This window comes from Pararhizobium sp. A13 (assembly GCF_040126305.1).
In the GTDB taxonomy this organism is placed as follows: domain Bacteria; phylum Pseudomonadota; class Alphaproteobacteria; order Rhizobiales; family Rhizobiaceae; genus Pararhizobium.
In genome coordinates this window covers 296,493-321,975 of record NZ_CP149511.1, presented here as the reverse complement: position 1 = coordinate 321,975, position 25,483 = coordinate 296,493, and the positions used below count along the sequence as shown (strand labels likewise).

At 59.5% G+C, this 25,483-nt stretch carries 25 protein-coding genes and 3 pseudogenes; 14 read left to right on the top strand and 14 right to left on the bottom strand.

Annotated features, from left to right (window positions below; genetic code table 11):
* The first annotated feature begins 572 nt into the window (after nucleotides 1–572).
* Nucleotides 573–857 carry a hypothetical protein gene (locus tag WI754_RS23060; protein ID WP_341487620.1) on the top strand — a complete coding sequence of 95 codons (285 nt, stop codon included), beginning with the start codon at nucleotides 573–575 and terminating at the stop codon, nucleotides 855–857.
* A 333-nt stretch (nucleotides 858–1,190) separates the two neighbouring features.
* Here WI754_RS23060 and WI754_RS23055 read toward each other — a convergent pair whose 3' ends face one another.
* The 6 genes and pseudogenes from WI754_RS23055 to WI754_RS23030 form a co-directional block, all read right to left on the bottom strand.
* On the bottom strand, nucleotides 1,191–1,739 hold the full coding sequence (locus tag WI754_RS23055; RefSeq protein ID WP_341487619.1) for a GNAT family N-acetyltransferase: 549 nt from the start codon (nucleotides 1,737–1,739) through the stop codon (nucleotides 1,191–1,193).
* A complete protein-coding gene (locus WI754_RS23050; protein WP_341487618.1) occupies nucleotides 1,739–2,047 on the bottom strand; it encodes a DUF1778 domain-containing protein in 309 nt (102 codons plus the stop codon). Before WI754_RS23050 ends, WI754_RS23055 begins: the two co-directional genes overlap by 1 nt.
* A 131-nt stretch (nucleotides 2,048–2,178) precedes the next feature.
* Nucleotides 2,179–2,316, bottom strand: a pseudogene (locus WI754_RS23045) (nucleotidyl transferase AbiEii/AbiGii toxin family protein); the annotation flags it as partial.
* A pseudogene (locus WI754_RS23040) lies at nucleotides 2,309–2,446 on the bottom strand (transcriptional regulator); the annotation flags it as partial. The pseudogenes WI754_RS23040 and WI754_RS23045, both read right to left, overlap by 8 nt.
* 68 nt (nucleotides 2,447–2,514) lie before the next feature.
* The gene (locus tag WI754_RS23035; protein WP_341487617.1) at nucleotides 2,515–3,720 is read right to left on the bottom strand and encodes an MFS transporter; all 1,206 of its coding nucleotides are present in this window, start codon (nucleotides 3,718–3,720) and stop codon (nucleotides 2,515–2,517) included.
* A 364-nt stretch (nucleotides 3,721–4,084) separates the two neighbouring features.
* A pseudogene (locus tag WI754_RS23030) lies at nucleotides 4,085–4,236 on the bottom strand (MucR family transcriptional regulator); the annotation flags it as partial.
* Nucleotides 4,237–4,678: 442 nt separating this feature from the next.
* Between WI754_RS23030 and WI754_RS23025 the strand changes: the two are divergent.
* The gene (locus tag WI754_RS23025) at nucleotides 4,679–6,004 is read left to right on the top strand and encodes a homoserine dehydrogenase (RefSeq protein WP_341487616.1); all 1,326 of its coding nucleotides are present in this window, start codon (nucleotides 4,679–4,681) and stop codon (nucleotides 6,002–6,004) included.
* A 6-nt stretch (nucleotides 6,005–6,010) separates the two neighbouring features.
* Nucleotides 6,011–7,498: an FGGY family carbohydrate kinase gene (locus tag WI754_RS23020; RefSeq protein WP_341487615.1), complete on the top strand. Its 1,488-nt coding sequence runs from the start codon at nucleotides 6,011–6,013 to the stop codon at nucleotides 7,496–7,498.
* Between the two features lie 8 nt (nucleotides 7,499–7,506).
* On the opposite strand, the gene WI754_RS23015 is transcribed toward WI754_RS23020, so the two are convergent.
* The gene (locus WI754_RS23015; protein ID WP_341487614.1) at nucleotides 7,507–8,481 is read right to left on the bottom strand and encodes a sugar-binding transcriptional regulator; all 975 of its coding nucleotides are present in this window, start codon (nucleotides 8,479–8,481) and stop codon (nucleotides 7,507–7,509) included.
* Between the two features lie 323 nt (nucleotides 8,482–8,804).
* Here WI754_RS23015 and WI754_RS23010 point away from each other — a divergent pair, with 323 nt between their 5' ends.
* The 8 genes from WI754_RS23010 (at nucleotide 8,805) to WI754_RS22975 (ending at nucleotide 16,046) form a co-directional block, all read left to right on the top strand.
* Complete coding sequence (locus tag WI754_RS23010; protein WP_341487613.1) at nucleotides 8,805–9,803, top strand: ABC transporter permease; 999 nt, start codon at nucleotides 8,805–8,807, stop codon at nucleotides 9,801–9,803.
* A 141-nt stretch (nucleotides 9,804–9,944) separates the two neighbouring features.
* A complete protein-coding gene (locus WI754_RS23005; protein WP_341487612.1) occupies nucleotides 9,945–10,883 on the top strand; it encodes a sugar ABC transporter substrate-binding protein in 939 nt (312 codons plus the stop codon).
* Nucleotides 10,884–10,890: 7 nt separating this feature from the next.
* Nucleotides 10,891–12,411 carry a sugar ABC transporter ATP-binding protein gene (locus WI754_RS23000; RefSeq protein ID WP_341487611.1) on the top strand — a complete coding sequence of 507 codons (1,521 nt, stop codon included), beginning with the start codon at nucleotides 10,891–10,893 and terminating at the stop codon, nucleotides 12,409–12,411.
* A gap of 32 nt (nucleotides 12,412–12,443) precedes the next feature.
* Complete coding sequence (locus WI754_RS22995) at nucleotides 12,444–13,208, top strand: SDR family oxidoreductase (RefSeq protein ID WP_341487610.1); 765 nt, start codon at nucleotides 12,444–12,446, stop codon at nucleotides 13,206–13,208.
* 11 nt (nucleotides 13,209–13,219) lie between these two features.
* Nucleotides 13,220–14,005, top strand: coding sequence for an SDR family oxidoreductase (locus WI754_RS22990; protein WP_341487609.1), 786 nt, complete (start codon nucleotides 13,220–13,222; stop codon nucleotides 14,003–14,005).
* Between the two features lie 218 nt (nucleotides 14,006–14,223).
* Nucleotides 14,224–15,012: an MATE family efflux transporter gene (locus WI754_RS22985; RefSeq protein WP_349438072.1), complete on the top strand. Its 789-nt coding sequence runs from the start codon at nucleotides 14,224–14,226 to the stop codon at nucleotides 15,010–15,012.
* A 453-nt stretch (nucleotides 15,013–15,465) separates the two neighbouring features.
* Nucleotides 15,466–15,666 carry a type II toxin-antitoxin system VapB family antitoxin gene (locus WI754_RS22980; protein ID WP_341487607.1) on the top strand — a complete coding sequence of 67 codons (201 nt, stop codon included), beginning with the start codon at nucleotides 15,466–15,468 and terminating at the stop codon, nucleotides 15,664–15,666.
* On the top strand, nucleotides 15,663–16,046 hold the full coding sequence (locus tag WI754_RS22975; RefSeq protein ID WP_341487606.1) for a type II toxin-antitoxin system VapC family toxin: 384 nt from the start codon (nucleotides 15,663–15,665) through the stop codon (nucleotides 16,044–16,046). Before WI754_RS22980 ends, WI754_RS22975 begins: the two co-directional genes overlap by 4 nt.
* Nucleotides 16,047–16,169: 123 nt before the next feature.
* Here the strand turns inward: WI754_RS22975 and WI754_RS22970 are convergent, their stop codons facing one another.
* Together WI754_RS22970 and WI754_RS22965 are read right to left on the bottom strand one after the other, a co-directional pair.
* Nucleotides 16,170–16,496 (bottom strand): type II toxin-antitoxin system RelE/ParE family toxin, encoded by a 327-nt coding sequence (locus WI754_RS22970; RefSeq protein WP_341487605.1) that lies wholly within the window; start codon nucleotides 16,494–16,496, stop codon nucleotides 16,170–16,172.
* Between the two features lie 48 nt (nucleotides 16,497–16,544).
* Nucleotides 16,545–17,081, bottom strand: a complete 537-nt coding sequence (locus tag WI754_RS22965; RefSeq protein WP_341487604.1) for a TetR/AcrR family transcriptional regulator — start codon at nucleotides 17,079–17,081, stop codon at nucleotides 16,545–16,547.
* A gap of 160 nt (nucleotides 17,082–17,241) precedes the next feature.
* Between WI754_RS22965 and WI754_RS22960 the strand changes: the two genes are divergently transcribed.
* Nucleotides 17,242–17,652 carry a nuclear transport factor 2 family protein gene (locus WI754_RS22960; protein WP_341487603.1) on the top strand — a complete coding sequence of 137 codons (411 nt, stop codon included), beginning with the start codon at nucleotides 17,242–17,244 and terminating at the stop codon, nucleotides 17,650–17,652.
* A gap of 74 nt (nucleotides 17,653–17,726) precedes the next feature.
* Here the strand turns inward: WI754_RS22960 and WI754_RS22955 are convergent, their stop codons facing one another.
* The 4 genes from WI754_RS22955 to WI754_RS22940 form a co-directional block, all read right to left on the bottom strand.
* Nucleotides 17,727–18,326 carry a TetR family transcriptional regulator C-terminal domain-containing protein gene (locus WI754_RS22955; protein ID WP_341487602.1) on the bottom strand — a complete coding sequence of 200 codons (600 nt, stop codon included), beginning with the start codon at nucleotides 18,324–18,326 and terminating at the stop codon, nucleotides 17,727–17,729.
* 74 nt (nucleotides 18,327–18,400) lie between these two features.
* The gene (locus WI754_RS22950; protein WP_341487601.1) at nucleotides 18,401–19,159 is read right to left on the bottom strand and encodes an SDR family NAD(P)-dependent oxidoreductase; all 759 of its coding nucleotides are present in this window, start codon (nucleotides 19,157–19,159) and stop codon (nucleotides 18,401–18,403) included.
* Nucleotides 19,160–19,178: 19 nt separating this feature from the next.
* The gene (locus WI754_RS22945) at nucleotides 19,179–20,390 is read right to left on the bottom strand and encodes an MFS transporter (RefSeq protein WP_341487600.1); all 1,212 of its coding nucleotides are present in this window, start codon (nucleotides 20,388–20,390) and stop codon (nucleotides 19,179–19,181) included.
* A gap of 118 nt (nucleotides 20,391–20,508) precedes the next feature.
* Entirely contained in the window at nucleotides 20,509–21,615 is a 1,107-nt protein-coding gene (locus WI754_RS22940) for an alkene reductase (protein ID WP_341487599.1), read from the bottom strand.
* 110 nt (nucleotides 21,616–21,725) lie between these two features.
* Here WI754_RS22940 and WI754_RS22935 point away from each other — a divergent pair, with 110 nt between their 5' ends.
* Nucleotides 21,726–22,619, top strand: a complete 894-nt coding sequence (locus WI754_RS22935; RefSeq protein ID WP_341487598.1) for a LysR family transcriptional regulator — start codon at nucleotides 21,726–21,728, stop codon at nucleotides 22,617–22,619.
* A 407-nt stretch (nucleotides 22,620–23,026) separates the two neighbouring features.
* On the opposite strand, the gene WI754_RS22930 is transcribed toward WI754_RS22935, so the two are convergent.
* A complete protein-coding gene (locus WI754_RS22930; RefSeq protein ID WP_341487597.1) occupies nucleotides 23,027–24,046 on the bottom strand; it encodes a LacI family DNA-binding transcriptional regulator in 1,020 nt (339 codons plus the stop codon).
* Nucleotides 24,047–24,216: 170 nt separating this feature from the next.
* Here WI754_RS22930 and WI754_RS22925 point away from each other — a divergent pair, with 170 nt between their 5' ends.
* Nucleotides 24,217–25,476 carry a sugar ABC transporter substrate-binding protein gene (locus tag WI754_RS22925; protein ID WP_341487596.1) on the top strand — a complete coding sequence of 420 codons (1,260 nt, stop codon included), beginning with the start codon at nucleotides 24,217–24,219 and terminating at the stop codon, nucleotides 25,474–25,476.
* The last annotated feature ends 7 nt before the right edge of the window (nucleotides 25,477–25,483 follow it).

Below are 25,483 nucleotides of genomic sequence, written 5' to 3'. Positions count from 1 at the left end.
CATGGAAGAACAGTAGCACTCTCTACCTCTGAGTGCTAGCAATCATTCGGCAGCTCGCGGCAATGATAATCCCCGTGTAGCCAAATATTTAAACATCGACCAAGTTTAGTATGTTATAGAAACGCGGCTATCCGATTATCACGGGAGGCCCGCGATGAAATCGTTCTTCGATTCCATTTATCACTTTCACTAAGTGCTTTTCCCCACCAAGTGGACATTGGCGTCGTCCTTGATAGTTGGCGCCTATCTGGCGCTTCACGAGGCATATTGCTAGAGAATTTGTTCGACTGATCTTCCATTTACGGCCACCAATTCACGCGTGACGACGCGCGCTGTCAGTTTCCTGAAGCGCGGCCAAAGGATTATTGAGATGATTAAGTTTCGCCCAAAGACTGAAGCTGAAGAGCAGAAGCAACCCGCTGCCCCTGCGCCTGCGCCAGGCAAGGCCGGCACCACGAAGCTTCCGGATGCGAAGAAGCCCGCGAGCGACTAAACGCGCCGGTTTGCACGGAGCAAGCCCAGCGGACGTTAAGACTTAGAAGAGCGCACCCCATCAGCGGAAGACAGACCCTGTGACATCATCGGAAATTTCGCTACCGCATTATCAATGGCGGCCGCTGGAGCTCTCTCCGGAAAATGATTTCGTCGGCTTCGACGGCGAGATCCTCATCGGACGGATATTCCTGGAGCCGCGACCACAGTTCAAGGGACTATGGCACTGGTCGAATGCCAGGAGCGAGACTGCCATCGCTTCGCAAGGCTACGCCGCATCAGCCGATCTCGCTGTCGCCGCAGTCGAAGCATTGTATGACGAACTGAGGGCTTTCGAAGGGAACGCGTTGGCCAAAAGCCAATAAGCCATTGATACCGATCAGCCTCCGCAGTGTGTTGCCCCACTCGGCTGCTTTCCGATGGGACATGAGAACGATTGGGCAGAGGCAGGAAAACTAAGAATTAATACGGCAACCGTGGCAAACCACATGCGATTTATACACTTGTTACTCCTGCAAACCCGCAAAGCGAATGGGATAGCCTGACAGTTGTCAGATTTCCGGCTTTGCTAACGTGGACCCTCCTGTTCGCTTCCAATTTGGACATTGTACGTCGGCCGAGGGAGCGGCGACTGCAAGATCGGCCACCGCAAGGTCGTGGATCGCTTGTCAGGTGTTTGTTTCGACATCCGAGATCATTTACTCGTCCGCAATCAACGTCCGAATGGTCGCGATTGGAAGGAAAAGGCGCATGTCGTTCGAGAGGAAAGGTATAAACCCGTATTCGAGATAGAGCGCGCGCCGTTTTTTTGTACGTTCCGGATTGCCACAATCAAGGACATCAAGGACCACGACCGCCACCCCGACATCTTCGGCCACACGCGCGACCCGGGTCAAACAATCGATAAGAAGGTCGCCACCGTATCCGCCTCCCCTGAACTTCTCGTCCCGTCCGATCATCGAGATGTAAACTGCGGGGATAGAGCCGTGTCCCAGCCTATTGCGCGCGAACCTTTCGGGCCGTTCCGAATAGTCGATCGAATGGGTGTTCAGTGCATAGAAACCGATGACACGCCCATCTTCGTGAGTCATAACGAAAACGCGTAGATTGTCGGCCTTTGAGAGCTTGTTCGCGGTCTTCTTGAAAAAGTTGTCTACCTGTTCAACGCCGCATGAAAAAGCCGCCCGATCATGCTTGGCTGGATCAAGCGGCTCTATCGTGATTTTCGGAATTTCGGCCTGCGACATTACTTGGAAACGACGGTTTCACGGTGCCGCTTGAACGCATCCTTCAATCGAGCGCTCGGTGTTGGTGGATTGTCGAGAGCCTCAAAAAACGCTTCATGATCGACCGCAGCAAGGCGCGTGCGTTCATGTGCGGCAATCGTCTCCATTGCCGACTGGTAGGCGGCGGTCATGGCGAACGATGTGTCATCGACGCCGGCCAACGCAGCTGCCCTTTGAATGGTCTTCTTGATGTGCGCCTTCGTGCGAAAATTCATCCGAGCATCATTGGGCTCATCGACTGTGGCAGTAGCATCGTGGAAAGCACGCATAGACGGCTCCTTCGGCGCATAGTTAACCTCTTCCATCATGTACGCTCAATTGGCGTACATGTCAACAAGGTCCAAGCTGTCACTGAGCTTCGAAACACGCCTCGGGCTGCCGTCAGCTACAAACAGCCACGCGACTGGTTGAGTCGAAACAACAACCGTTCAAGTGCGAAACGCGTCAGAATCAAATCGAAGCTTTGCCCGCTCGCCTTGGCGAGTTGCAATAGGCGGGCGCGCACCGAGGCGCCGATGTTTCTGATTTCTCTAGCCATTGGCGGTCAGCGCTTCGATATACGGCCGGATCACGGTCCCAACGCCACCGCGCTCGGCCTCGTGAGCGATTTCACCAGGAGTAGCCCTTCGTTGCCGCAGTGCCTCCTGCAGCCCCTCTATCGCTACGGACGCGGCGCGGTGCGGGAAAGCACCTGCGAACTATCGGTTACCGACGCAGCGTCAGCGTGGACAGCTCGCTATTTGTGCCGCAACCGAAGCGTTAGGAATCCGGCCGCGACAGCGGCGGCCGTGCTGAACAGGACGGGACCGAGATAGCTTCCGGTCCTGTCGAAGATGAATCCCGTGACGGTTGGCCCCAGCAAAGCCGCCACGCCCACCGCCGTGTAGAGATAGCCGAGCATCGCCCCGATATATCGGGTGCCAAAAAGATCAGCCGCAACGGCGGGATAAAGCCCGACACAGCCGCCATAACTCATGCCAAACAGGATCGCAAACAGCGCCAGCATGACGATACCGTTGGCTGCCGCCCATAGAACGAAAGTGCCGGCGACGGCAAAGGTCAGGATCGCAAGCAGCCGCAAGGAGCCAATCCGGTCGCCGAGGCCGGCGAGCACGAAGCGGCCGAAGATGTTTCCGATCCCAATAAGACCGATCAGCACAGTTCCGCTTTCGAGCGACAGGCCCATGTCACGTGCCGCAGGGACGATATGAACGTAGGGAATGAAGGTGCAGAACGATGCCAGGATGAGCATGGCGTAGAACAAGCGGAACTGGCCATTGCGCCATGCGGTGATGGGACTTGGATAGTCGATGGACCGCGTGCCTGAAACAGTCTCAATGTCCTGTCGCTTCCGGATAAAGATCGCAGCAGGAAGTCCGATGGCTGCGATGATGCACGCCAGGGCGATGAAGCTGCCACGCCAACCGAGATCGGGGACAAGCCGGCCGACTGCGAACGGCAGTATGAGCGTGCCGAGACCGAGACCTGCCGTCGCGATGCCCGACGCGCGACTGCGCTTGAGGAGAAACCAGGATTGTACCGCCCCAAGCACCGGGACGTAGGACAGACCGATCCCGAGCCCTACACCGGCGCCATACAAAGCGTAGAGTGACGTGAGTGAGTGTGCCCGGCTGGCCCCGACATAGCCGACGATCATCGCGACCAGCCCTGTCACGATCAGTCTGCGCGTCGACCATCGATCGGCAAGAGGGCCTGCCACCGCGCCCAATGAATAGAATACGAAGGCCGAGATGGAGAAAACGAGCGCGATCTCGCCGCGTGACGCACCAAATTCAGCAGAAAGCCCGGAGAAGACTGCGGAGAACGCGTAGGCCGATCCGAAGGTCACGGCGGTCAGCGCATGCGCGCCGCCGACGACCCGCCATCCTTTCGGGGAGTCGACACCTTCATACAGTGAAACAAGCGGGGACGGTTCTGACAATCTATCGACCTTTGGAATCTCTCACGGGCGTAAAGCGGCGAATGTGACAGCTAGGCGAAGGTCAGAAAAGCGAATAGCGTTGAAAATCGCTTTCCCATCGATTTTCACGGACCTCAGGTTCCAAAAGAAGTACTTGCATCGGGAACCCCGCTGATCTTCCACCTCGACGACGCAGTGACGCTGGCATGCGGTCTCCGTGATTCGATAGGAAATGCTGGTCGCCTTCGCTAGAGCAAACAGGCGCCTGGTGGCTCCAAGGCGCAGCCATTCGTCGGCCATAGCGGCAGTTGGCAGGCGTGGAGGTCTTGGCTTTGTCAGCCTTCTGAGTGTTGCGGCGAGAGGAATTCATCGCATGACCGGGAGCTCAAGACCGACGCTTCTTTGGAGTTTGACCAAGCCCGGCTGCCCTTGCCAGTTCCGAGGCTTGGCAGCATAGGCTGGTGCGATCATGGGATAGTCGTCGGGCAGATCCCACTTCCTGCGATACCGTTCCGGCGTCATCCGGCATTTGGCCATCGTGGGACATGTGAGACTCCATCCGTTGGCCGGGCCGATCCCCGCTCGTTTTCCTCGCACGCATCCTGGATGGGATAACATCGCCGTGGCTTCGGCCTGTACCGTCGATCGCGGTACGCCGGCTACCCGCAAGCAGGCCATCGGTATGATCAGCGCTGCAATTGGGTTAGGGCTCATCGTCGGCCCAACCCTTAGCGCCTTGTCGGCGCATCTCTCCACGACCGCGCCTATTTGGATCGCGCCCTTCCTTTCCGTTGCTGCCTGTTTGCGACCACTTGTCGTGGAGCGCATAGACTTGCGTTCGAACTCGGGATCGCATCGCAACCAAATTTATCGACGCTACAAATTCCCAAAATACCGATTGAACTTTTTTATTTTGAAAAATATAAATGTTCATCGTTGCGCCCAGGAAACGGGCAGAAGTTTTTGGAGGATCACCATCATGTCTCATCCGCAATTGGCCGCGGAGCTTCTCCGTTACCAGGAGAAAAGCGGTCCGGTGACGATCGGGCTCGCGGGTGCCGGGCAGATGGGCACGGATATTGTCGTCCAGGTCTCGCTGATGCCGGGCATGCGGATCGGTGCCATCTCTGAGGTTCGGCCGCAGGCAGCAATCGATGCGGCATTGCTTGCCGGCCATGATCGCGGCGATATCGTGCTTGCCTCCGGCGCCTCCGATATCGACCGGGCGATCGACGCCGGCAAGATCGCCGTGACCGAGGATCTGCATGCGTTGGCTGCCGCAGGGCGCGTTGACGTGATTATCGACGCGACAGGCAACCCCAATATCGGCACGCTGTTTGCGCTCGAAGTGATGAAGAATGGCAAGCATATCGTCATGCTGAATGTTGAGGCGGACATCACCATCGGCCGCTTCCTGAAGCAGGAGGCCCGCAAAGCCGGCGTCGTCTATACGGGCGCTGCCGGCGACGAGCCTGCCTGCACGATCGAGATCATCGGCTTTGCCCGCAGCCTCGGCTTCGACATTATCGCCGCCGGCAAGGGCAAGAACAATCCGCTGAAGATCGATGCCATTCCGGCCGACTATCAGGAAGAAGCCGCTGCGCGAAACATGAACGCGCGCATGCTGGTCGAGTTCGTCGATGGCTCCAAGACCGCCATCGAGATGGTGGCGATCGCCAATGCGACCGGACTTGTGCCCGACGTTCCCGGCATGCACGGCCCGATCGCGACGCTGGAAGAACTGGCCGACGTGCTTTGCCCTAAGGCCGACGGCGGCATTCTCAACCGCAAGGGCGTAGTGGACTATTCCATCGGCAAGGGTGTCGCGCCGGGTGTCTTCTGCGTCATCGAGACCAAACACCCGCGCGTTCAGGAGCGCATGATCGACCTTAAGGTCGGCAAGGGTCCCTATTTCACAATCTTCCGGCCCTACCATCTCACAAGTCTGGAAGTACCGCTTTCGGCGGCGCGCGCCGTGCTGTTCAGACAAGCGGATCTGGAGCCCCTCGATCATCCGGTCGCCGAAGCCGTGGCCGTCGCCAAGACCGATCTGGGCGCCGGTCAATCGCTTGGCATGATCGGGGAGAACGATTATCGTGGCTATGCGATGACTTGGGAGGATGCCCGCCGCAAGGGAGCCATTCCGCTTGGTCTTGCCGAAAAAGCCAAGGTGATCCGGCCCGTCAAGACCGGCGAATTCCTGACCTACGAGAATTGTGTGCCGGATGACAGCATGGTGATCACGCAGATCCGCAAGCGGCTCGACCAGGCCGATGGCCAGTTCGTCTCGCCCGCCGTAGCCTGAGCCACCATGCGCGATCTCGTCCTAGGCATCGACGCCTCGACCACAGCCATCAAGGCCATCGCCATGCGCCGCGACGGCACGGAGGTCGCTCAGACGCGCGCCACCTATCCGCTTTCGAGCCCGGCACCCGGCCATTTCGAGCAGGATGCCGAGCATTGGTGGACAGCCCTTCTCGATGCCCTGTCTGCGATCACGCGGATCGTCGCCCCCTCTCGTTTCGCCGGCCTTTCGATCGCCCACCAGCGCGAAAGCTTCACGCTCATCGATGCGGCGGGAAAGCCGCTGATCCCCGCAATCCTTTGGTTGGACGAACGAGCCCGGCCGCAGGTTGCCCGGCTTTCTCAAGAGCTTGGGCGAGATGCAATCCGGGAATGGAGCGGCAAGCCGCCAGATCCGACGCCCGCACTCTATGCGCTCGCCTGGCTGAACGAACATCGCGCCCACTTGCTGCGGTCGGCCGATGCGATTGTCGATGTGCATGCCTTCCTCGTCCATCGGCTGACCGGCGAACTGGTGACCAGCACCGCGTCCGCCGATCCGCTCGGCATCTTTTCGCCGGCGACGGGGGATTGGCATACGGATCTGGTGAAAGCGGCCGGGCTCACGGAAAAGCAACTGCCCCGGCTGGTGGCGCCGGGCGAATTGTGTGGGACGCTGACGTCCGAAATTGCCCGATCAACCGGACTTCCAGAAGGATTGCCGATCTTCGCAGGTGCCGGCGACGGGCAGGCCGCCGGCCTCGGCATGGGCGTCACAGAGTCCGGGAAAGCCTATCTTTCGCTGGGATCCGGCGTGGTCAGCGGCATGTTTTCCAATCGCTACGTGACCAGCGACGCCTACCGGACACTAACGGCGCCTATCCCGTCCAGCTTCATGCTGGAAACTGTGCTGCGCTCCGGCATGCAGCTTGCGGACTGGACCGTGCGGACCCTCAATGCCGGTTCGGCAGCAGAGCTTGAAGTGCTAGCAAAGACCTTGGCGCCTGGTGCCGAAGGTATGATGGTCTTGCCCTACTGGGCGGGCGTCATGAACCCCTATTGGGACGAGACGGCACGCGGCGTCATCATCGGTGCGGCCCTCCACCATAAACCGGCCCATATTTTCCGCGCCACACTTGAAGGCATCGCCTTCGAACAGGCCATTGCCACGGCGGCGATGGAGGAGAGTTGTGGTGTTCGGGCGACCGGTTTCATGACCGCGGGCGGTGGCACGAACTGCCGGCTGCTACTCGACATCATGGCAACCGTGCTGGACCGTCCGCTTTCAGTCTCCCCTGTCAATGAGGCCGCTGCGCTCGGTGGCGGTATGCTGGCAGCAACGGGAGCCGGGTGGTTCGAATCTGCCACGGAAGCTGGCCTTGCGATGCGGGTGAAAGCAACGGAAACCATCTATCCGGTGGCGGAGCTTGGAGATTTCTACAAGAAGAAGGTGGCGATCTTCGGCGATATCTACCCGGCGACACGCGAGTTGCACCGGCGCCTGCTGAGCAATTGATCAGCGGATCAGGACGCCAGCAGCGCCTTGGCAGCCTCTTCGTCGGTGATCAGGGCTGAAACCGTCACCCCGCGCAGGACGGCCAGGATGCTAGCAGCCTTTTCCCGTCCGCCGGAGACCAGAATGACGTTTGGAACGTCGCGCAGTTCCTGGACCGGAAAGGCGCAGGCGCGGCGGTTGACGTCATGATCGATCACCTGCCCATCCGCATCGAGAAACTGGCAGAGCAGATCGCCGACGGCGCCAGCTGCCTCAAGCTCCTCGAGTTCGCTCGCCTTGATGAATCCGTAATTGGCGATGGGGCTTTCCGGCGACAGCGAGCCGACGCTGACGACGGCGATGTTGGCGCGCTTTGCCCTAAAGATCGAATCCTGAACACTACGCTGGCTCATGAACATCACCTGCTGGTCGGGCCGATCGGCATAGGCGGGCACCGGCAGAAGGTAGCATTCGGCGCCAATCTTTTCGGCCAGTTCCCAGGCGCATTCGGTCGGGTTCATCGGCTGCGCACGGGTGAGCCCACCCAGCAGCGAGACGACGGTCGTGCGGTTCAGGCTGCGGCGCGGCAGTTGGTCGATGGCAAATTTCAGCGTCCGGCCCCAACCGAGCGCGACGACGTCGTCGGGATTAATATGATCGGCGAGGTAGGTCGCCGCCGCATGGCCGATCATCATCGGCGCATTGCGGCTTTCGGCAGGCGCCGGCGTCACTACCACATCCTTCAGCCCGAACCGTTCCTTCAGCTTCTGTTCGAGAACAACACATTCGACGACGCTGTCGCGGATGCGGAACTGGACGATACCTTCGTCGCGAGCGGCCGAAAGGATGCGGTGAACCTTGATACGGCCGATACCGAGTTCTTCGGAAATACGTTCCTGCGTCAGGCCCTCGATATAATAATGCCATGCCGCGCGCGCTTTCAGCTCGCTATCGGCGTAGCGGCTGCCGCCTTCCCGACCGCTGGTCTCATTGTCGCTGCTCATGAAAGCGCTTGTCCCTGCCCTATCGCCCTGCCGACGCCAAACGGCGCCCCTACTGTACGGCTATCCATAAAGCAGGCATCGGCGCCCGGCAAAAGGCAAGTTTGAATTTTCAACGCGAAACTCATTCCGGCCGCATTGCACGGATCGACTTCAATGTTTGCATTCTGCTCTTGACAATTCTGCCACCTCGATATTAGCTGAACAATTATATATACAAAAGATAAATTGTTCACTCGGGAGGATGATGTGACGTTTTATCGGAGAGATGCAGATCGCATCCACCGCCCGGCGACGCATGAGGATGCCAGCCGATGAATTCCCATATGTCAGAAGCCAAAGCTGCGACGGCCACGTCTGTTGGCGACATACGCCGCTCGGCCGCGGCCTTCCTGTTTGCCGGAAGCCGCGGCCCGCTGGTCGGCCTCGTTCTCTTGTGCCTGGTTCTGTCAGTTTCCACCGATACGTTCCTGACCGTGCGCAATCTTCTCAACGTGATGGACCAGATCACCGTGATCGGCATCATGGCGATCGGCATGACGCTGGTGATCCTGATCGGCGGCATAGACCTGTCGGTCGGCTCCATCCTTGCGATCGCGATGATGGTGATGGGCTATGTCGGCCATCCGGACTATATGAACCTGTCGCTCCCGGTCGGTATCCTTGCCGGGCTGGCGGTGGCGGCGCTCTGCGGTCTCGGGTCCGGCCTGATGATCACCGCGATGGGCCTGCCGCCCTTCATCGCGACGCTGGCGATGATGTCCGTGGCGCGTGGCCTTGCCAACATCATCACTGACGGATCGCAGATCGTGGGCTTTCCGGACTGGTTCACCAGCCTGTCGATCGTCCGCCACTTCGGTTTCGTGTCGCTGACCGTGGCGCTGATGGTTCTTCTGACCGTCGCGACCGGCATTTTCCTGAAATACCGCGCCACCGGCCGCAACCTTTATGCGATCGGCGGTAGCCCGGAAGTGGCCCGCCTGTCGGGCATTCCGGTGCGCCGGCTGACCAACTGGGTCTACGCTGTGTGCGGCCTTCTGGCGGGTCTTGCAGGAGTCGTTCTGGCGGCCCGGCTCGACTCGGTACAGCCCAGTTCCGGCCTCGGCTATGAACTCGATACGATCGCAGCCGTCGTCATTGGTGGTGCCAGCCTTTCGGGCGGCGTCGGCTCGATCGGCGGGACGGCGGTGGGCGTACTGATCATCGGTGTGCTGCGCAACGGCCTCAACCTGCTCGGCGTTTCGCCGTTCATCCAGCAGATCATCATTGGCGTCGTCATTGCGCTCGCCGTTGCAACGGACGCGTGGAAACGCCGCGCGAAATAAAGGTTCGTTCCAGCCCACCGGACCGAATTGTGAGGAGATCCGTCCGGACACGGACGGGAAACGGATCGGGGAGATCCATCAAGCAAGACCGTGACGTATTCCGCGACCCAGCGGCGACCACGGCACAAGAGGAGGAATGCAATGTTCAATCGTCGTACCGTCATGATGGCCACCGCCGCCCTGATTCCGCTCCTTGCCATGTCCGGCATGGCAGAAGCCAAGGACGCCAAGAAGATCGGACTGGCGGTCGCCAACCTTCAAGCCAACTTCTTCAACCAGATCAAGCAATCGGTCGAAGCCTACTCCAAGGAAAAGGGCATCGAGGTCGTCACTGTCGATGCCAAGGGCGATTCGGCCACTCAGGTCAGCCAGGTTGAAGACCTGTTGACCCAGGGTATCGACGCGCTGATCTACATCCCGGCCGGCGCGACCGCGGCGTCCGTGCCGACCAAGGCTGCCAAGGCTGCAGGCATCCCGGTGGTCAACGTCGACCGCAACGCCGATGGCGCCCCGGGTGATACGTTCATCGCCACCGACAGCGTTGCCTCTGCCAAGGCAGTCTGCGACCATATTGCCAAACAGGCTGGCGGCAAGGGCGACATGCTGATCATCCATGGCCAGAAGGGCACGACGCCGGAAGTCGACCGCTCCAAGGGGTGCGGCGAAGCACTGGCTGCCTATCCCGATATCAAGATTGTCGGTGAACAATGGAGCCAGATGTGGTCGCAGGATGAAGGCTTCAAGCTGACGCAGGATCTACTTCAGGCCAATCCGAGTGTATCGATCATCTTCGCGCAGGCCGATGGTCTGGCGCTCGGCGCGGCACAGGCCGTCAAGGTCGCCAATACCGGGTCCAAGGTCTGGGTTGCCGGCTTCGATGGTGATACGGCGGCACTCGAAGCCCTGCAGAAGGGTGTCTTCGACGTGACGGCGACGCAACAGACGCAGGGCATGGGCCGCATGGCCGTCGATGCCGCGATCGCGCTGGTTTCGGGCGGCTCAGTGCCGGCGGATCAGCTCCAGGACGCCACATTGACCACCAAGGACAATGTGGAAGGCTTCATCGCCAACCATCCTTGAGGATCAGATGACCGTCCCGCACACGATCAGGCAGGACAAGGCAGAGGGCCCCCACAAGGGGCTCTCCGTTACCGGCCTGTGCAAAAGCTTCGGCCCTATCCGGGTGCTGACCGATGCGAGCTTCGACATCCGCCCCGGCGAAGTCGTGGCCTTGCTCGGCGAGAACGGTGCGGGCAAGTCTACCGTCTCCAATATCATCGCCGGCGCCTTCCGGCCCGACAGCGGCACGATCAACTGGCAGGGCGAGGCCTATACGCCTGTGTCTCCCGCCGCCGCGATCGAAGCCGGCATCGGCATGATCCACCAGGAGCTGAAGCTGCTTCCAGATCTCAGCGTTGCAGAGAACGTCTATGTGGGCCGGATGCTGACCCGCAACGGCATTGTTGACCGCGCTGCAATGAACGAGAAGGCCTCAGTGCAATTGCGCCGCCTTGGCCTCGACGTTTCGCCCGACCAGAAGGTTCGGACCCTGCGCGTCGCCGCCCAGCAACAGGTAGAAATCGCCAAGGCGCTGACGCTCAACGCACGCCTGCTCATCTTCGACGAGCCGACAGCGGCGCTTGGCAGCGCCGAGACCAAGCTTCTGTTCGAGCAGATCCGCAAGCTCAAGGCGGAGGGCATGTCCTTCCTTTATATCAGCCACAGGCTGGAAGAGATCGCCGGCATCGCCGACCGTATCGTGGTCATGCGCGACGGCCGGGTAGTCGCCAGGCACCAGACCGCCGACATTCCGATCCGCAGAATAGTCGAGGACATGGTCGGCCGCAGCGTCGACCGCATGTTCCCGCTCCTTCATCCGCCCGCCGAAAAAACCGTACTGGACGTTCGCGACCTTACCTCCCAGGACGACAGTTTCCAGGATGTCAGTTTTTCCGTGCGGGCGGGTGAAATTCTCGGCATTGCCGGCCTGATCGGCGCCGGCCGAACCGAACTCGTCCGGGCCATCACGGGCGCCGATCCCATCTCGGCGGGCACCGTTTCCGTCGATGGCGAGGTGGTGAGGCTGGATGGGCCGGCGGCCGCCATCCGCGCCGGCATGGTCCTGGTTCCGGAGGACCGCAAGCTGCAGGGTGTCATCCTCGACCAGACGATCGGCGAGAACCTTGCGATCGGCAATCAGGATCACGTCGCTTCATCCGGGTGGATCTGGCCCAACGCCATCAGGGTTTTCGCGGAAAGGAGCATTACCCGCCTCGGTATCAAGGGTCGTCACGACCAATTGGCCGGCAAACTTTCGGGCGGCAATCAGCAAAAGGTGGTGATCGCCAAATGGATTGCCCGGCCACCGAAAGTGTTCATTCTCGATGAGCCGACCCGCGGCATCGACGTCGGCGCGCGCGCGGCAATCTATGAGGTGATCGCCGACCTCGCCCGCTCGGGCATGGCAGTCATCGTCGTCAGTTCCGACCTTGAGGAAGTGCTTGGCCTGTCGCATCGGGTGATGGTGATCAGCCGCGGGCGCCAGCGCGGCATTCTCGACAGGACCGAGGCCAATGGTGTCTCCGTCATGGAACTCGCCACGAGCTAACCTAGACACCTATACGGGGCTGGAACAGCATGATGAACCTGTTTTCGCTCGGCGGCGATGTCGCCTTCGTCACCGGCGCCGGCAGCGGCATCGGCCAGCGTATCGCCATCGGCCTTGCCGAAGCGGGCGCCGACGTCGTCTGCTACGGCCATTCGTCCGGCGGCGGCCTCGAACAGACGGCTGCCCGTATTGCGAGCCTCGGCCACCGCTCGCTCGCCATAACTGGATCCGTGACCTCGGCCGAAGAAATCGCCGCCGCCATTGCCCGCACCGAGCGCGACATCGGGCCACTCACCGTCGCTGTCAACAATGCCGGCGTCGCCAATGCGGCACCGGCCGAAGACATGGGCGAAGAACAGTGGAAGCGGCTCTACGAAATCAATGTCCACGGCGTCTTCCTCTCGTGCCAGGCACAGGCGCGCGTGATGCTGCCGCGCGCAAAAGGCTGCATCATCAACATAGCCTCGATGTCCGGCTCGATCGTCAATCGCGGCCTGAGGCAGGCGCACTACAACTCCTCGAAGGCCGCCGTCATCCATCTGTCGAAGAGCCTGGCAGTGGAATGGGCCGACCGTGGCTTGCGCGTCAACGTCATCAGTCCCGGCTATACGCTGACACCGATGAACCAGCGGCCGGAAGTGGCCGAGCAGCGCAAGATCTTCGAGCGCGACACGCCGATGGGACGCATGGCAACGGTCGACGAAATGGTGGGACCAGCGGTGTTTCTCGCTAGCTGCGCCGCATCCTTTGTCACCGGCATTGATCTCACCGTCGATGGCGGTTTCGTCTGCTGGTAGGAGGAAAGACCATGCACAAACGTTTCGAAGGTAAGACTGTTGTGATCACCGGCGCCAGCGGCGGCATCGGCGCAGCCTTTGCCGCGCGCTTCGCGGCTGAGGGTGCGGCTATTGTCCTGAGCGCCATTGACACGAAGGTCGAGGCCGTCGCGGCCGATCTTGCCGCGACCGGCGCCAAGGTTGCCGTGATGCGCATGGACGTCACCGATTCCGACGCCGTCAAGGCGCTCTATGATCTCGCCGAGGTGCGCTTCGGCCGTATCGACATCTCGATTCAGAACGCAGGCGTAATCACTATCGCGAGAATCGAAGACATGACCGAAGCCGAATGGGACAAGGTGATGGCGGTCAACACCAAAGGTGTTTTCCTCTGCTGCCAGGAGGCTATCGCCCGGATGCGCAGGCATGGCGAGGGCGGCCGGCTGATCAACACGGCCTCCGGGCAGGCGCGGCAGGGCTTCATCTTCACACCGCATTATGCCGCCAGCAAATTCGGCGTCGTCGGCCTCACCCAGAGCCTTGCCAAGGAAGTGGCGAAGGAGAACATCACGGTCAATGCCATTTGCCCCGGCATCATCGAGACCGACATGTGGGCCTACAATGACAGCGCCTGGGGCAAGTTATTGGGCGACTACAAGCCGGGCGAACTGATGGCCGAATGGGTGAAGAACATCCCCATGGGTCGGGCCGGCACCGGCGCCGACGTCTCGGGCCTCGTCGCCTTTTTGGCGAGCGATGATGCCGCCTACATCACCGGCCAGACCATCAACGTCGATGGCGGGTTGATCATGTTATGAGCCAGCACCAACTTTTATCGCGTAAGGCTCTGTAACGAGGGGACCTTCGGTTCATCTCTGAAGTGATCGGATGGCGTCCAGCGATCTGATGTCCGTTGTCAACACTTTGGCCGCGCAAATTCGGCCTCTGCATAGAGCGGCTGTTTATGAGGTCGGTCAAGACGACAAGCAAGGATGCCGCCTATGACCAGACCACGTTGTATGAGGCATGGCAGTTGGTGATCCAGCGCTATGGGCGCTGTGCCATCGAGGGCCTGCTGCCGAGGACCGTGCGTCGCGATGGCTCTTTGAGTGCTCTCCTTGCGCTCGACGGCTGGCGCGCGCAGCCTGCCACCGTGATGAAGATCGCCAGGATGGGGATTCCGATCGCCTTCACCTACGGATCCGAGGCCGCAATCACCTCCATCGCGTCGATCTTCATGGGAACGTTCGGTCCGGTCGCGCTGGCCGCGTCCAACGTCGTCAATCAGCTTGCCTATATCGTCTACCAGCTCAGTATCGGGCTTTCTCACGGTTCGTCGGTCCTGGTCAGCCGCGCGATCGGCAAGGGTGAACTAGGTGAGGTCGGGAGACGTAGTCTGGTGATCAGCTTTTCAGCCATGACCGCTGTCGGCTTCATATACGGCCTCCTCCCAGGCGTCGTGCTGCGTCCGTTCCTCGGCGCGGGAGCCGATCCCACAATTGTTGCCACGGCGGCCACGCTCCTCTGGTTTGCGATTGCCAATCAGTTCCTGAAGGGGTCACAAAATATTTGCATCGGAGTGCTGCGCGGCCTCGGGAACACAAAGGCAAGTCTGATCAATACACTCATCGGCTATTGGCTGATCGGTATCCCGGCGATGGCCGCTTGCGGATATGGGCTGGGCTGGGCGAGCAACGGAATCTGGTTCGGCCCCTGCCTGGGATTCGGGGTGACAGCCGTCCTGTTGTGGTGGCGCTTCACCGAGGAATTGCATAGCCTCATGGAACCGCCGGAGGCCGACGAGATGTCGCCCGTGACGGATTAGGCCCAGTTTGACGGACTAAGACCCATTTCCCCTTCATTTTCGTCTTGTCGGCGAACTCCTCGATCCCAGCACATCCAGGTTGGTGGCCGAAATTTGGCATTCCCGTCGCCTCTCTTCTAACGGTGGCGCCGCGAAGTGTTTGAGAAGCGCTCATATTCGCGACGTTTCGGGGCGATTTGGGGCGCGAGGAGATCCCGCAGGGATCGGGGAAAATCGTTTCGGGCGAAGGTTGCCGACCGTAGTGATCTACCGTTCAAGGCAACGCGATCAAAGGAGGTCAGGCGGGCATGTTCGCCTGGTCTTCATCGCTTCGATGGCAACGCTCCCGGCACCGCGATCGCGATTGAGGTTGGCCGCTCGATCGGCAACGGTACTGCGACGGAAACAAAAATCGGGCGTAGATTTAATCACCAAATGGTGCTATTTGGTGCGCCTTAACAAGGGAGCCAGATGATGCGATCAACCATCAATCTCGACGACGCACTTATTGACAAGGCGAAGTCCTTGACCGGCACCAAGGAAACCGCGGCGCTCGTTCGCCAAGCGTTGGAGACGCTCATTCGTGTAGAGTCCGGAAGGCGCCTCATCGCGCTCGGAGGAACCATGCCGGATGCCGAGGCAGCCCCGCGCCGCCGGAGTGCAGCGGCAAAGTGATATTAGCAGACACCTCGATCTGGATTGATCATTTCCGACATGTCGATGCAGAGCTACGCAGGATTATTGAAGACGATCGACTACTTTGCCACCCGAGCGTGATCGGCGAGCTGGCTCTTGGCAGCCTGCGGGATCGCGGCAGCGTGATGGCTTTCCTGGCGGCTCAGCGCGGAGCGATCGTCGCCACGCACGACGAAGTCATGACAATGATCGACCGACATGGCATTTTCAGCATAGGCATTGGCTACACGGATGCCCATTTGCTGGCGTCCGTTCTCCTTGACCAGAGAGCGGCCTTATGGACCAGAGACAAGCGCCTGCGGGCAGCGGCCGAAAAGGCGGGCGCTTCACTGCACATACCGGTCAACGCGCCCCACTAAATACTGAAGCTGTACGGCTATGGTTTCAGATAGGTTTGCGAACCCTTTGGTCTTGAACGGATTCGAACCGACTGCCCGCCAATATCCTAACGCCGCCCGACAGCTGCGGAAATGTTCGAGCAGTCAATGATTATCCGGTTCCTGCATCCACTGCGGAATGTCCTGTTTGGCATGAAGCACGCGCCATACGTCGATATAATCTGTCTGCTCACGATAAAAGACGAGATGGGGATATCGCTTCAGCGAAATGCTCCGAAGTTCAGGTAAGCCCAACTCGTGTGCATACCGCAACGATCCAGACTCCCGATGGCTTGCGATCAGATCATAAGCTGCTTGAAGAGTGTCGATAAAGCCCAGAGCGACCTCGGTTCCAGCTTCGCGTGAATAGTAATCCACGGCGGCCTCGACATCGCCGCAAGCCAGCTTCGCGCGCCTGCCGAAGATGACCATCCGGAACACAGCATGTGCTACATGAAGCCGGTTTCGCTACTCAGATTTCTAGCCTTCCGTGATCCGACGGGAGGCGGCATTCCGAGCGGCAGACATCAGAGCGTTCGAAAGCTCCGGATCGCTCGCCGCCGTCGCGCGCGCTAGAACCAGTCCACCCACAAGCTGACTGTAGAGCGCCGCCGCGGTTTCCTTGTCCGCACCCTCGCCAAGATGTTTTCGAACTTCTTCGAGAGCCGACCTCAAACCTTTCGCAAACCTCGCCTGGGCCTCCTCGCCCATCCTTCGCACGTCGTGTGCCAGCCCACTGATCGGGCACCCTTGCTCGATGTCGTTCCGGTGTTCCGGCGACAGATAGAACTCTATCTGCCCCGTCACTGACGAGCGATCGCCGGCAGAGCCGAGCTGCTTTTGCAGCTCCGTCAGACCAGCATCCATTGCCATAGAGACGACGGCGTTCACGAGGGCATCCTTGGAGGCGAAATGGTTATAGAACCCTCCCTGTGTGAACCCGGCTTTCTTCATCAACTCGGCCACGCCGACAGCGTCTGGGCCCCTTTCACGAAACAATGCGTTCGCAGAGCTCAAAATCCTGCTCCGATTGTTCAATGCGTCGTCCTTCGAAACACCCATAGTCAGCCTCCGATCAATCCGCCATCATCTCAATTACGATCATAATTGACAAGCGCGCTTTTCGAGTTCACGATTATGATCGTAATTGTGACTTTCGACCCAAGGAGAAATTGACATGACGAAGCAGGAAAACAACAAGGCCCTCGTGCTGAAGGCGTTCGACACGCTGTTCAATAAGCGCGACTACGACACCGCATGGGAATTCTGGTCGCCGAACTACATTCAGCACAGCGCTCACATCAAACCGGGCCGCGAGGGCCTGTTTGAACTGATCAAAACCATCCCGGACACTTTGAATTGGGAGCACCACCTCATCCTCGCGGAAGGCGATTATGTCATCGTCCATGGCCGCTTCTCCGGTAATGGCCGGCCGGCCGCGTGGGTGGCCGCCGACGTCGTCCGCATCGAGAACGGAAGGCTCGCCGAGCACTGGGACGTCCTCCAGGACGAAGCGACACGCGCAGAGTCCCAGAGCGGCTTGCCGATGTTCGGCGATAAATTCCCAGAAGAGCTTGCGACAGCCTAACAAGACAATGGCGATTCGGCACCGGTCAGGCCGATTATCATTCGTGGTCGATCGATGCCGGTAGGAAGAGAATGTTACTCATGCGCGTCTTCGTCTTTTCGCTCCTGCTTTGCCAGCAAGGCGATTGCAATATCGAAGAAATCGTCGAGTGGCTCTCGGGTGGCGGCGATTTTCATCCGGATCACCGCACCTTCCCAGGAGTTGATGAGGAAGCGTGCCGTCTTCCTTGCGTCGATGCTGGAGGCGACCTCGCCAAGGTCTTGGCCTTCCTTGAGAAGGCCTTCGAGCGTATCGGTCCAGCGGCCGAGGGATTGGGCCAGCGCATTGCGCACAAGCGGGGCTTCGTCCGTGGATTCCGCGGCGAGGTTTCCGATCAGGCATCCGCGGGCGTAGCCGAGCCGGTCATAGCGTTCTGCCATGAAGCCGAAGTGCTGACGAATCCGCTCCAGCGGGCGCATGGACTTATTCGCCAGGATATCGAAACGGGATCCCTCGGAGTAGATCTTCAAGACTTCGAGTGCGAGGAGTTCCTTGGCCTTAAAGTAGTTGTAGAAAGACCCCTTCGGAACGCCTGCGCGTTCGACGACGTCGTTTACGCTGGAGCCGTTGTAGCCGAACTCGTGGAACTGCTCGAGCGCAGCGTCGACGATCTTCTGCCGGGTCTTGGAGACCATGATCTACCCTTTCACCATCCGGGGGCGGGAGACGCCCATTCCGCCTCCGGACGTTGTGCCTGTATACCTTAGACCTAAGCGGCTTTTTCCAGTCCTACAAGCATATCGTTGAACTGGTTCACAAACCCATGCTCCTGCGGTCCCGGATTGTTCCGCAGTGGCTTGGCAACTTCGACCAGCACTTCTGTCGTCGCGGTCTCGAGCGCCGTCATCGTCTGGGCAATGAAGTCTTCGAGCGGCATAGCCCGCTCTTCCTCACGGCTGTTCATCAGGTCGGTACGGACCCACGGCGGTGCGATCTCCAGAACTTCCACGGAGGAGTTGAGCAGCTTGTAGCGCTGCGACATGGAATACGAATGGAGCGCGGCCTTTGTCGCCGAATAGACCGCAGTGATCGCCAGCGGAACGAAGGCGAGCACCGACGAGACATAGGCAACCGTCGCATCGGGCTGCTTCTTCAGGTGGTCGATGAAGGCCGAGGTGATACGGATGGGAGCCAGCAAGTTCGTCGAGACGGTCGATACCAGCAGCCCTTCGTCGATTTCGCCCTCAGCCACGTCCGGAAGCATGATGCCGGCGTTGTTGATGACGACGTTCAGCGACGGATACGTCTTGATCAGGTCATCCGCCGTCTGCTTCACCTGCTGCGGATCGTTCACGTCGAGAACGACCGCGTCCATGCCAGGATTGGCATCGAGGGTCTCCTGCAGGTTCTGCTTCCGGCGGCCAGAGATGATGACCTTGTTGCCGTGCTTGTGCAGCGCTTCGGCAAGACCGCGGCCAATGCCGGACCCACCACCAGTGATGAAGATCGTGTTGCCTGTGAGTTTCATTTTCAGTCTCCTTGGACTTTCAGGGTTGAACGGACTGCGCGCGGCTGGCTTCGCGGGTTGTTGCCACGAGAAGGCCGAGAGCCACGACTTCGACGGCAGCGGCAACCCAGCCAAGGTTTACCACCGAACCATTTGAAATCACTACGGAACCAAGTGCAGCGCCTGCCGCAAATCCGGCGTACATGAACGATGCATTCAGGGATAAAACGATCGGAGCCAATTGATGGCCGCCGATGCCGATCAGGCGGGAAATCTGCGACGGGAAAAAGCCCCAGGCCGTCAGACCCCAGACGATGACTGCGACCACGACCGGCGCGATCGCCTCGCCCGGCGTCAGGAAGTACGCGCTTGCGGAAAGCGTCAGGAACGCCATCGCAAGAAGGGTCAGCGCAGGAGCCATGACCGCGTTCGCGCCGACGCGGTCGTTGAGCGCGCCGCCGCCGAAGACGCCTGCCGCCGCAGACAGACCCCAGACGGAGACAATGGCGCTGATGCCGTTGCTCGAGGCCCCGATCGTCGACGTCAGATAGGGGGCGATGTAGGTCCAGGCCGTGTAAGCGCCCGCAGCCCAGATGAACGTGACGAGCAGTGCCACCAGAATCTGAGGATTGCCGGCCACCGCGACGCGTTCCCCAAATGACGCCACTTTCATGTGGTCGCCGACACCCTTGTGCAGGCCGAAGACCAGGCCGGCGACAGCAATGAGGGACAGCAGTCCGACGCCGAGGAAGGTCATGCGCCAGCCAAAGGCGTCGCCGATGAGTGAGCCCAGGGGAAGGCCCAAAGCGATTGCAAGGGTAATGCCGCCGTTGACGATCGAGAGCGCCCTGCCCCGCTTCTCCGGAGACACGATCGCACCTGCCAGTGCGTTCGCATTCGGCGTATAGAGGCCTGCTGCCAGAGCGAGCAGGATGCGGGCCACCATGATGCCCCAGTAGTCGCGCGACGCCCAGGCGACGAGGTTGGCCGCGGCGAAGGCGAGCATCGACCAGATAAGAAGCTTGCGGCGGTTCAGGCTGCCCGTCAGGGTCGTCAGGATCGGCGAGCTGATCGCGAGGGTGAGCGTGAAGATGGTCACGAGCGAGCCCACTGCAGCGATCGGCACCGAGAGGTCGGCCGACATCTTCGGCAAGAGTGGGACGATCATAAAGCCCTCGGTCCCGATAGCGAAGGTTCCCAGGGCCAGGAAGTAGATCGGCTTGAAGGAGCCGGAGCCTGCTGACGACGACATGGTATTCATTCCTTCAATCCCGAACTGGATATAATATGACCGGTCGTATTATCTCTGTCAACAGGGTTTTGCGGGCGCACCCGGTCCGTCGGTGGCGAGGAGTGCGCCCGCGGCTACGTCAGGCTTCTTCCAGGACCTTTTCGTAGCGTGCAAAGTCGGTGTAGCCGCGGTAGTCCCCACCCCAGAAGCTGTCGCGGTCGTATTTGTTGAGAGGTAGGTCGTGCTTCAGCCGATATGGCAGGTCCGGGTTGGCCGAAAAATGCCGGCCGAAGGCGACCATATCCACGGTACCGCTGTCGACGATCTGTTCGGCACCTTCCCGCTCGAAGCCGCCGGCGGCGATGATGCGACCGTTGTAGACCTTGCGTATCTGTGCCGCTGCGACTGGAGGCTTGCCTTCGACCGGAGCTTCACCGCCGACGATGCGCGGCTCGATAATATGGAGATAGGCGAGATCGAATTTGTTGAGCTGATCGGCGGCGTAGCCGAACGTCGCTTCGGGATTGCTATCGGACATTGATGCCCAGCTACCGCTGGGACCTAGACGGACGCCGACACGGTTCTTGCCCCAGACGGAGACCACAGCCTCGGTCACGTCAAGCAGGAGACGGGCACGGTTTTCGACAGGCCCGCCATAGGCGTCGGTACGCTTGTTGGATCCGTCCTGCAGGAACTGGTCGAGCAGGTAGCCGTTCGCGCCATGGACTTCGACACCGTCGAAGCCGGCGCGCTTAGCGCGCTCAGCACCGCTGCGGAATTCCTCAACGATGCCGGGCATCTCGCTGGTCTCGAGAGCACGGGCCGGAGAGACAGGAACCCAGCCGTCCTTCGTGAAGACGACCTGCTCGAAAGGAACGGCCGACGGTGCGACCGGCTGCTGTCTGTTGGTCATGTCGACATGGCTCTGGCGGCCAACGTGCCAGATCTGCAGGAAGATCTTGCCACCCTTGGCATGAACTGCGTTGGTGACCTTCTTCCAGCCAGCGATCTGGGCGTCGTCATAGATGCCCGGAGCGCCGAGATACCCTCGGCCCAGTATAGACACAGGTGTCGCCTCTGCAATCTGAAGACCACCTTCGGAAGCGCGCTGGCCGTAGTGTGTCGCCATCAGATCGCCGGGTATGTCACCGGGCAGTTCGGATCTAAGGCGGGTCATCGGAGCCTGCACGACGCGGTGCTTCAGGGCAAACGAGCCGAAGTCGATCGGCGCATACAGTTTGGACATTTCACTCTCCATCGGGTTGCGATGGACTGAATTAGTGTATTCCCACCGCCCGTAGAATGAGGCTAATGTGCCGATCACAATGGACAAAAATGTCCTTAAAAGGCTCTTCAATGGATAGCTTTAGTTCTCTGGCAGTCTTTGTTCAGGCGGCGGAATCACGCAGCTTCACCGCCACCGGAAAGCAGCTCGGCGTATCGGCTTCAGCGATCGGTAAAGCCATATCGAGGCTCGAGGATCGGCTGAAGGTCCGGCTCTTTAACCGCAGCACCAGAAGTGTTGCGCTGACCGCGGAGGGCGCGCTCTTTCTCGACCGCTGCAAGAAAATCTTCGAAGAAGTGCAAGCTGCCGAACTAGAGCTCGCCCGAGCCTCCTCAGCACCGCGGGGCAAGCTAAAGATCAGTCTGCCACTGATTGACATGCTGCTGATGCCGACGATCACGAAGTTTGCAAAGGCGTATCCTGAAATCGAGCTCGAACTCGATTATAGCGACCGGCTTGTCGACGTCATCGAAGAGGGATTCGATGCCGTCGTCCGGACTGGCGATGCGAGTGATTCACGGCTGAAGACGAAGACCATCGGCACCTTCTCGCACAAGATCGTGGGCTCCCCCGGATACTTCAAGCAGCATTCCATCCCCCAGGTGCCAGCCGATCTGCTCGGGCATATCTGTCTGCATCACCGCTTTCCATCGACCGGAAAGTACGAACCGTGGCCGCTCAATGAAGACGGCGCTCCCATCGAGATCGAACTGCCGAAGCCTTACGTCGCTAGCACGTTGCAACCGCTTATCGCCCTTGCCGAAGGAGGACTTGGGCTGTGCTGCGTTCCACTGTTCACCGTACAGCGACAGCTTGAGAACGGAAGCCTGGTCGCCGTTCTGGATCGCTTTCTGCGAAACAGTCGGCCGCTACGTATCCTGTGGCCCGCGACACGGCACGCCTCCCCGAAAGTGGAGGCATTCGTGAATTTCATGGCGAAGAATCTGTTCGCATCGAACGGCTGATCGTTTAGCCGCGGATGGTACGTTGGACGGCCGTGGCTGGACAGTTATTGAAAACGGACATGCCGATCGCCGGGGGCGGCCTCGGGCTCAATGGAGGAAGTCGTAAGGCTTAGCCTGAGTCACTCGTGGCCAGTGATACACTCGTCTCGACGCGCTCCGCGAGAGCTGACGTGGAAGGGCCGCCTTAAAGGGGAACGAACCAGCGACACGCTCATCGAGCTGTCCGTGGCAAGCATATTTATGGAACTTGACTCGCCAAGCAGCCTGGTGGTTCGCTTTTTATCAGCCTGAAGACGGACCAAGTGCCATCAAATCCCCACAACCACCGCTTTGCCCTTGCCGCTTACGCGCTGAGAAATTAGACCGATTGCTCGCTCGACCAGACGTGCTCAATTCTGGAAATCAGATTATAAGGAGCACACTGATGTTCGCTCGACCAGTTTACAGGGCACAACGCGCCTGCTCGGACGAGCCTTGCTTCCCGCCACCACGCTATTCAACAATTCCGCCCCTTCCAAACCTAAATCGTAATAAGGCAAGGCCGCAGTGGTCAGTTCCGGCTTCAGCGCCAGGGAAACCGTCCGAAAATCGTCAAAGCCGACAATACTGACATCCTCGGGGATGCGGAGACCCAATGCCATTGCCGCGATGTAGATTTGGATCGTCATTTCGTCATTGCCGCTCATGATTGCAGTCGGTCGATCCTTTTGTAGTAGCATCTCTGTCGCAACGGCGAAAACGTAGTTCTTCTCCGCTCCAACCGGTCCTTCCATGCCCAGACGGATACTCAGGTCGCTCTCTGCAAGGCCAAAGTCTCCAGCGGTTTTACGGAAGGCATCGAGGCGCAGTTGCGCACCCAACAAGATGGGATTGAGCCGGATGTAGCCGATCTTTCGATGCCCCCTGTCAAGCAGATAGCGGGTAAGATCTTGCGCGCCCTGGTAATCATCAGGCTCGATCGACGGTAACAGTTCGTTCGTCTGAGGCCTGCAGTTGATCATCACCGTGGGGATGCTGACATCGCCGGTTTCGGGGTCGACGATGCGATGAAACATCGTTACATAGAGAACACCGTCGATGCGATGGGATTGGAACATCTTCCAAATTTCCGCCTCCCGCTCGGACGCGCCGCCGGTGTTTGCCATCAGGATGGTCTTTCCGTTCGCATTTGCCCAATCCTGGACTCCGCGAACGATATCCACCGAGTAGGGCGTGGTCGACACATAATCGGTGATGATGCCAAATGTGTTGGAGCGACTTGAGCGGATGAGGCGCGCGGCCATGTTCGGCACGTATCCGAGGTCTCGAATGGCCTTTTCTACCCTCTCCCTTGTCTCCTCGGTCACATAAGGTTCGCCATTAATCACCCTAGAGACAGTTTTGTTCGAAACCCCCGCCACTTTCGCGACGCTGACTATGCTCACCATGTCCGCAAATCTCCTTGCCGAGATTCCTTTTAAACTAGGCGCATGACAACGTCGACATATTTTTCTGACAACGTCGACATTCGATATTGACAACGTCGTCATACGAGGATTACCTTCGCGCCAAGAAGGAGGGCTCAACGCAAGTGCAACGAGCCAAATGGGAGGAATCGATGAAGAAATTGCTTGGTTCTAGCGCACTCGCGCTTGTTTTCATGGCCGCCACTGCCAATGCCGAAACCATCAATATTTTGGTCGAAGGCGGCGGCGAAATGTTGCAGAAGGCGGTGGCTGAGAAGTTTACTGCCGAAACAGGCATCAAGGTGAACTTCACCGTCGTTCCCTATCAGGGTGTCTTTGACAAGTTCTCGGCCGAAATTGCCTCTGGCTCTTCCGCGTTCGATGTCGTGACGATCGACGTCGTGTGGAATGCGAAATTCGCAAGGCACGTCGAGAATCTCTCGGCTCTTTTCACCGATGCGGTTCGCGCGGATCTGCCGCCTGTCCTGCTTGCCGACGCCAAGGTCGGTGACAAATTGATCGGCATGCCTGCCTGGGCCAACGCCGAGATCGTATTCTATCGCAAGGACCTGTTTGATAAAGCGGAGGAAAGGGAGGCTTTTCAGGTAAAGTATGGCTATCCTCTCGCGCCGCCCAAAACCTGGCAGCAATGGCGCGACATTGCGAAATTCTTCACGCGTGACACTGACGGCGATGGAAAGACTGACTTCTGGGGCACCGACACCATTGGTACGTTTTCAGAGGAATGGATGGCGCATGTGCTGCAGGCGGGTCCGCCCGGCGTGATCCTCGACAAGGATGGGCAGGTCATCATCGATAATGAGGCACACAAGAAGGCGCTCGAGTTCTACATCGCGCCGCACTGCACCGATCACTCTGTCCCGGAAAACGTCAACGAAATCGGATGGGGCGAGGCGCAGAACCTGTTCTATCAAGGCAAGACAGCGATGATGAAATTCTGGGGTCACGCCTACAAGATGACGCCCCCGGACTCCAAGGTCAGCGGCAAAGTTGGCGTCGCGCCGATGCTGGCTGGCGATGCTGGAATCGCAGCCATTCCCGGTCCCTGGTACAACGTCGTTCCGTCGACCTCCCAGAACAAGGACGCCGCGAAAAAGTTCATCGCTTTCGCGATCGCCAACAACGCTTTGGGCATCGAGGCCCCACTCGGTCTCGCCGCGACGAATTCCGCTTATCGCAGCTATGCCGGCAAGCCCGGTTATGAGCATTTCACCCCGCTTCTTGAAACACTGAGTGCTCCTGCGACCCAAGGTCGGCCGATAACCGAGAAATATCAGGAAATAGTCGACGAAGCTGTGCTACCCGCGGTCCAGCAGGCACTCACCTGTAAGGCGGATGTCGGTGAGGTCCTCACGGAAGCCAAGGAAACGATCGAGGACATCCTCAACTAGCCTCGCA

What these genes read in the sequence shown, in the direction of transcription:
- WI754_RS22995 (WP_341487610.1), top strand. Translation starts at nt 12,444, where the DNA reads ATGAACCTGTTTTCGCTCGGCGGCGATGTCGCCTTCGTCACCGGCGCC.
- WI754_RS23000 (WP_341487611.1), top strand. Translation starts at nt 10,891, where the DNA reads ATGACCGTCCCGCACACGATCAGGCAGGACAAGGCAGAGGGCCCCCAC.
- WI754_RS22930 (WP_341487597.1), bottom strand. Translation starts at nt 24,046, where the DNA reads ATGGTGAGCATAGTCAGCGTCGCGAAAGTGGCGGGGGTTTCGAACAAA.
- WI754_RS22970 (WP_341487605.1), bottom strand. Translation starts at nt 16,496, where the DNA reads ATGGTCATCTTCGGCAGGCGCGCGAAGCTGGCTTGCGGCGATGTCGAG.
- WI754_RS22940 (WP_341487599.1), bottom strand. Translation starts at nt 21,615, where the DNA reads ATGTCCAAACTGTATGCGCCGATCGACTTCGGCTCGTTTGCCCTGAAG.
- WI754_RS23005 (WP_341487612.1), top strand. Translation starts at nt 9,945, where the DNA reads ATGTTCAATCGTCGTACCGTCATGATGGCCACCGCCGCCCTGATTCCG.
- WI754_RS23020 (WP_341487615.1), top strand. Translation starts at nt 6,011, where the DNA reads ATGCGCGATCTCGTCCTAGGCATCGACGCCTCGACCACAGCCATCAAG.
- WI754_RS23025 (WP_341487616.1), top strand. Translation starts at nt 4,679, where the DNA reads ATGTCTCATCCGCAATTGGCCGCGGAGCTTCTCCGTTACCAGGAGAAA.
- WI754_RS23010 (WP_341487613.1), top strand. Translation starts at nt 8,805, where the DNA reads ATGTCAGAAGCCAAAGCTGCGACGGCCACGTCTGTTGGCGACATACGC.
- WI754_RS23050 (WP_341487618.1), bottom strand. Translation starts at nt 2,047, where the DNA reads ATGCGTGCTTTCCACGATGCTACTGCCACAGTCGATGAGCCCAATGAT.
- WI754_RS22990 (WP_341487609.1), top strand. Translation starts at nt 13,220, where the DNA reads ATGCACAAACGTTTCGAAGGTAAGACTGTTGTGATCACCGGCGCCAGC.
- WI754_RS23015 (WP_341487614.1), bottom strand. Translation starts at nt 8,481, where the DNA reads ATGAGCAGCGACAATGAGACCAGCGGTCGGGAAGGCGGCAGCCGCTAC.
- WI754_RS22935 (WP_341487598.1), top strand. Translation starts at nt 21,726, where the DNA reads ATGGATAGCTTTAGTTCTCTGGCAGTCTTTGTTCAGGCGGCGGAATCA.
- WI754_RS22950 (WP_341487601.1), bottom strand. Translation starts at nt 19,159, where the DNA reads ATGAAACTCACAGGCAACACGATCTTCATCACTGGTGGTGGGTCCGGC.
- WI754_RS22955 (WP_341487602.1), bottom strand. Translation starts at nt 18,326, where the DNA reads ATGGTCTCCAAGACCCGGCAGAAGATCGTCGACGCTGCGCTCGAGCAG.
- WI754_RS22945 (WP_341487600.1), bottom strand. Translation starts at nt 20,390, where the DNA reads ATGTCGTCGTCAGCAGGCTCCGGCTCCTTCAAGCCGATCTACTTCCTG.
- WI754_RS23055 (WP_341487619.1), bottom strand. Translation starts at nt 1,739, where the DNA reads ATGTCGCAGGCCGAAATTCCGAAAATCACGATAGAGCCGCTTGATCCA.
- WI754_RS22925 (WP_341487596.1), top strand. Translation starts at nt 24,217, where the DNA reads ATGAAGAAATTGCTTGGTTCTAGCGCACTCGCGCTTGTTTTCATGGCC.
- WI754_RS22980 (WP_341487607.1), top strand. Translation starts at nt 15,466, where the DNA reads ATGCGATCAACCATCAATCTCGACGACGCACTTATTGACAAGGCGAAG.
- WI754_RS22960 (WP_341487603.1), top strand. Translation starts at nt 17,242, where the DNA reads ATGACGAAGCAGGAAAACAACAAGGCCCTCGTGCTGAAGGCGTTCGAC.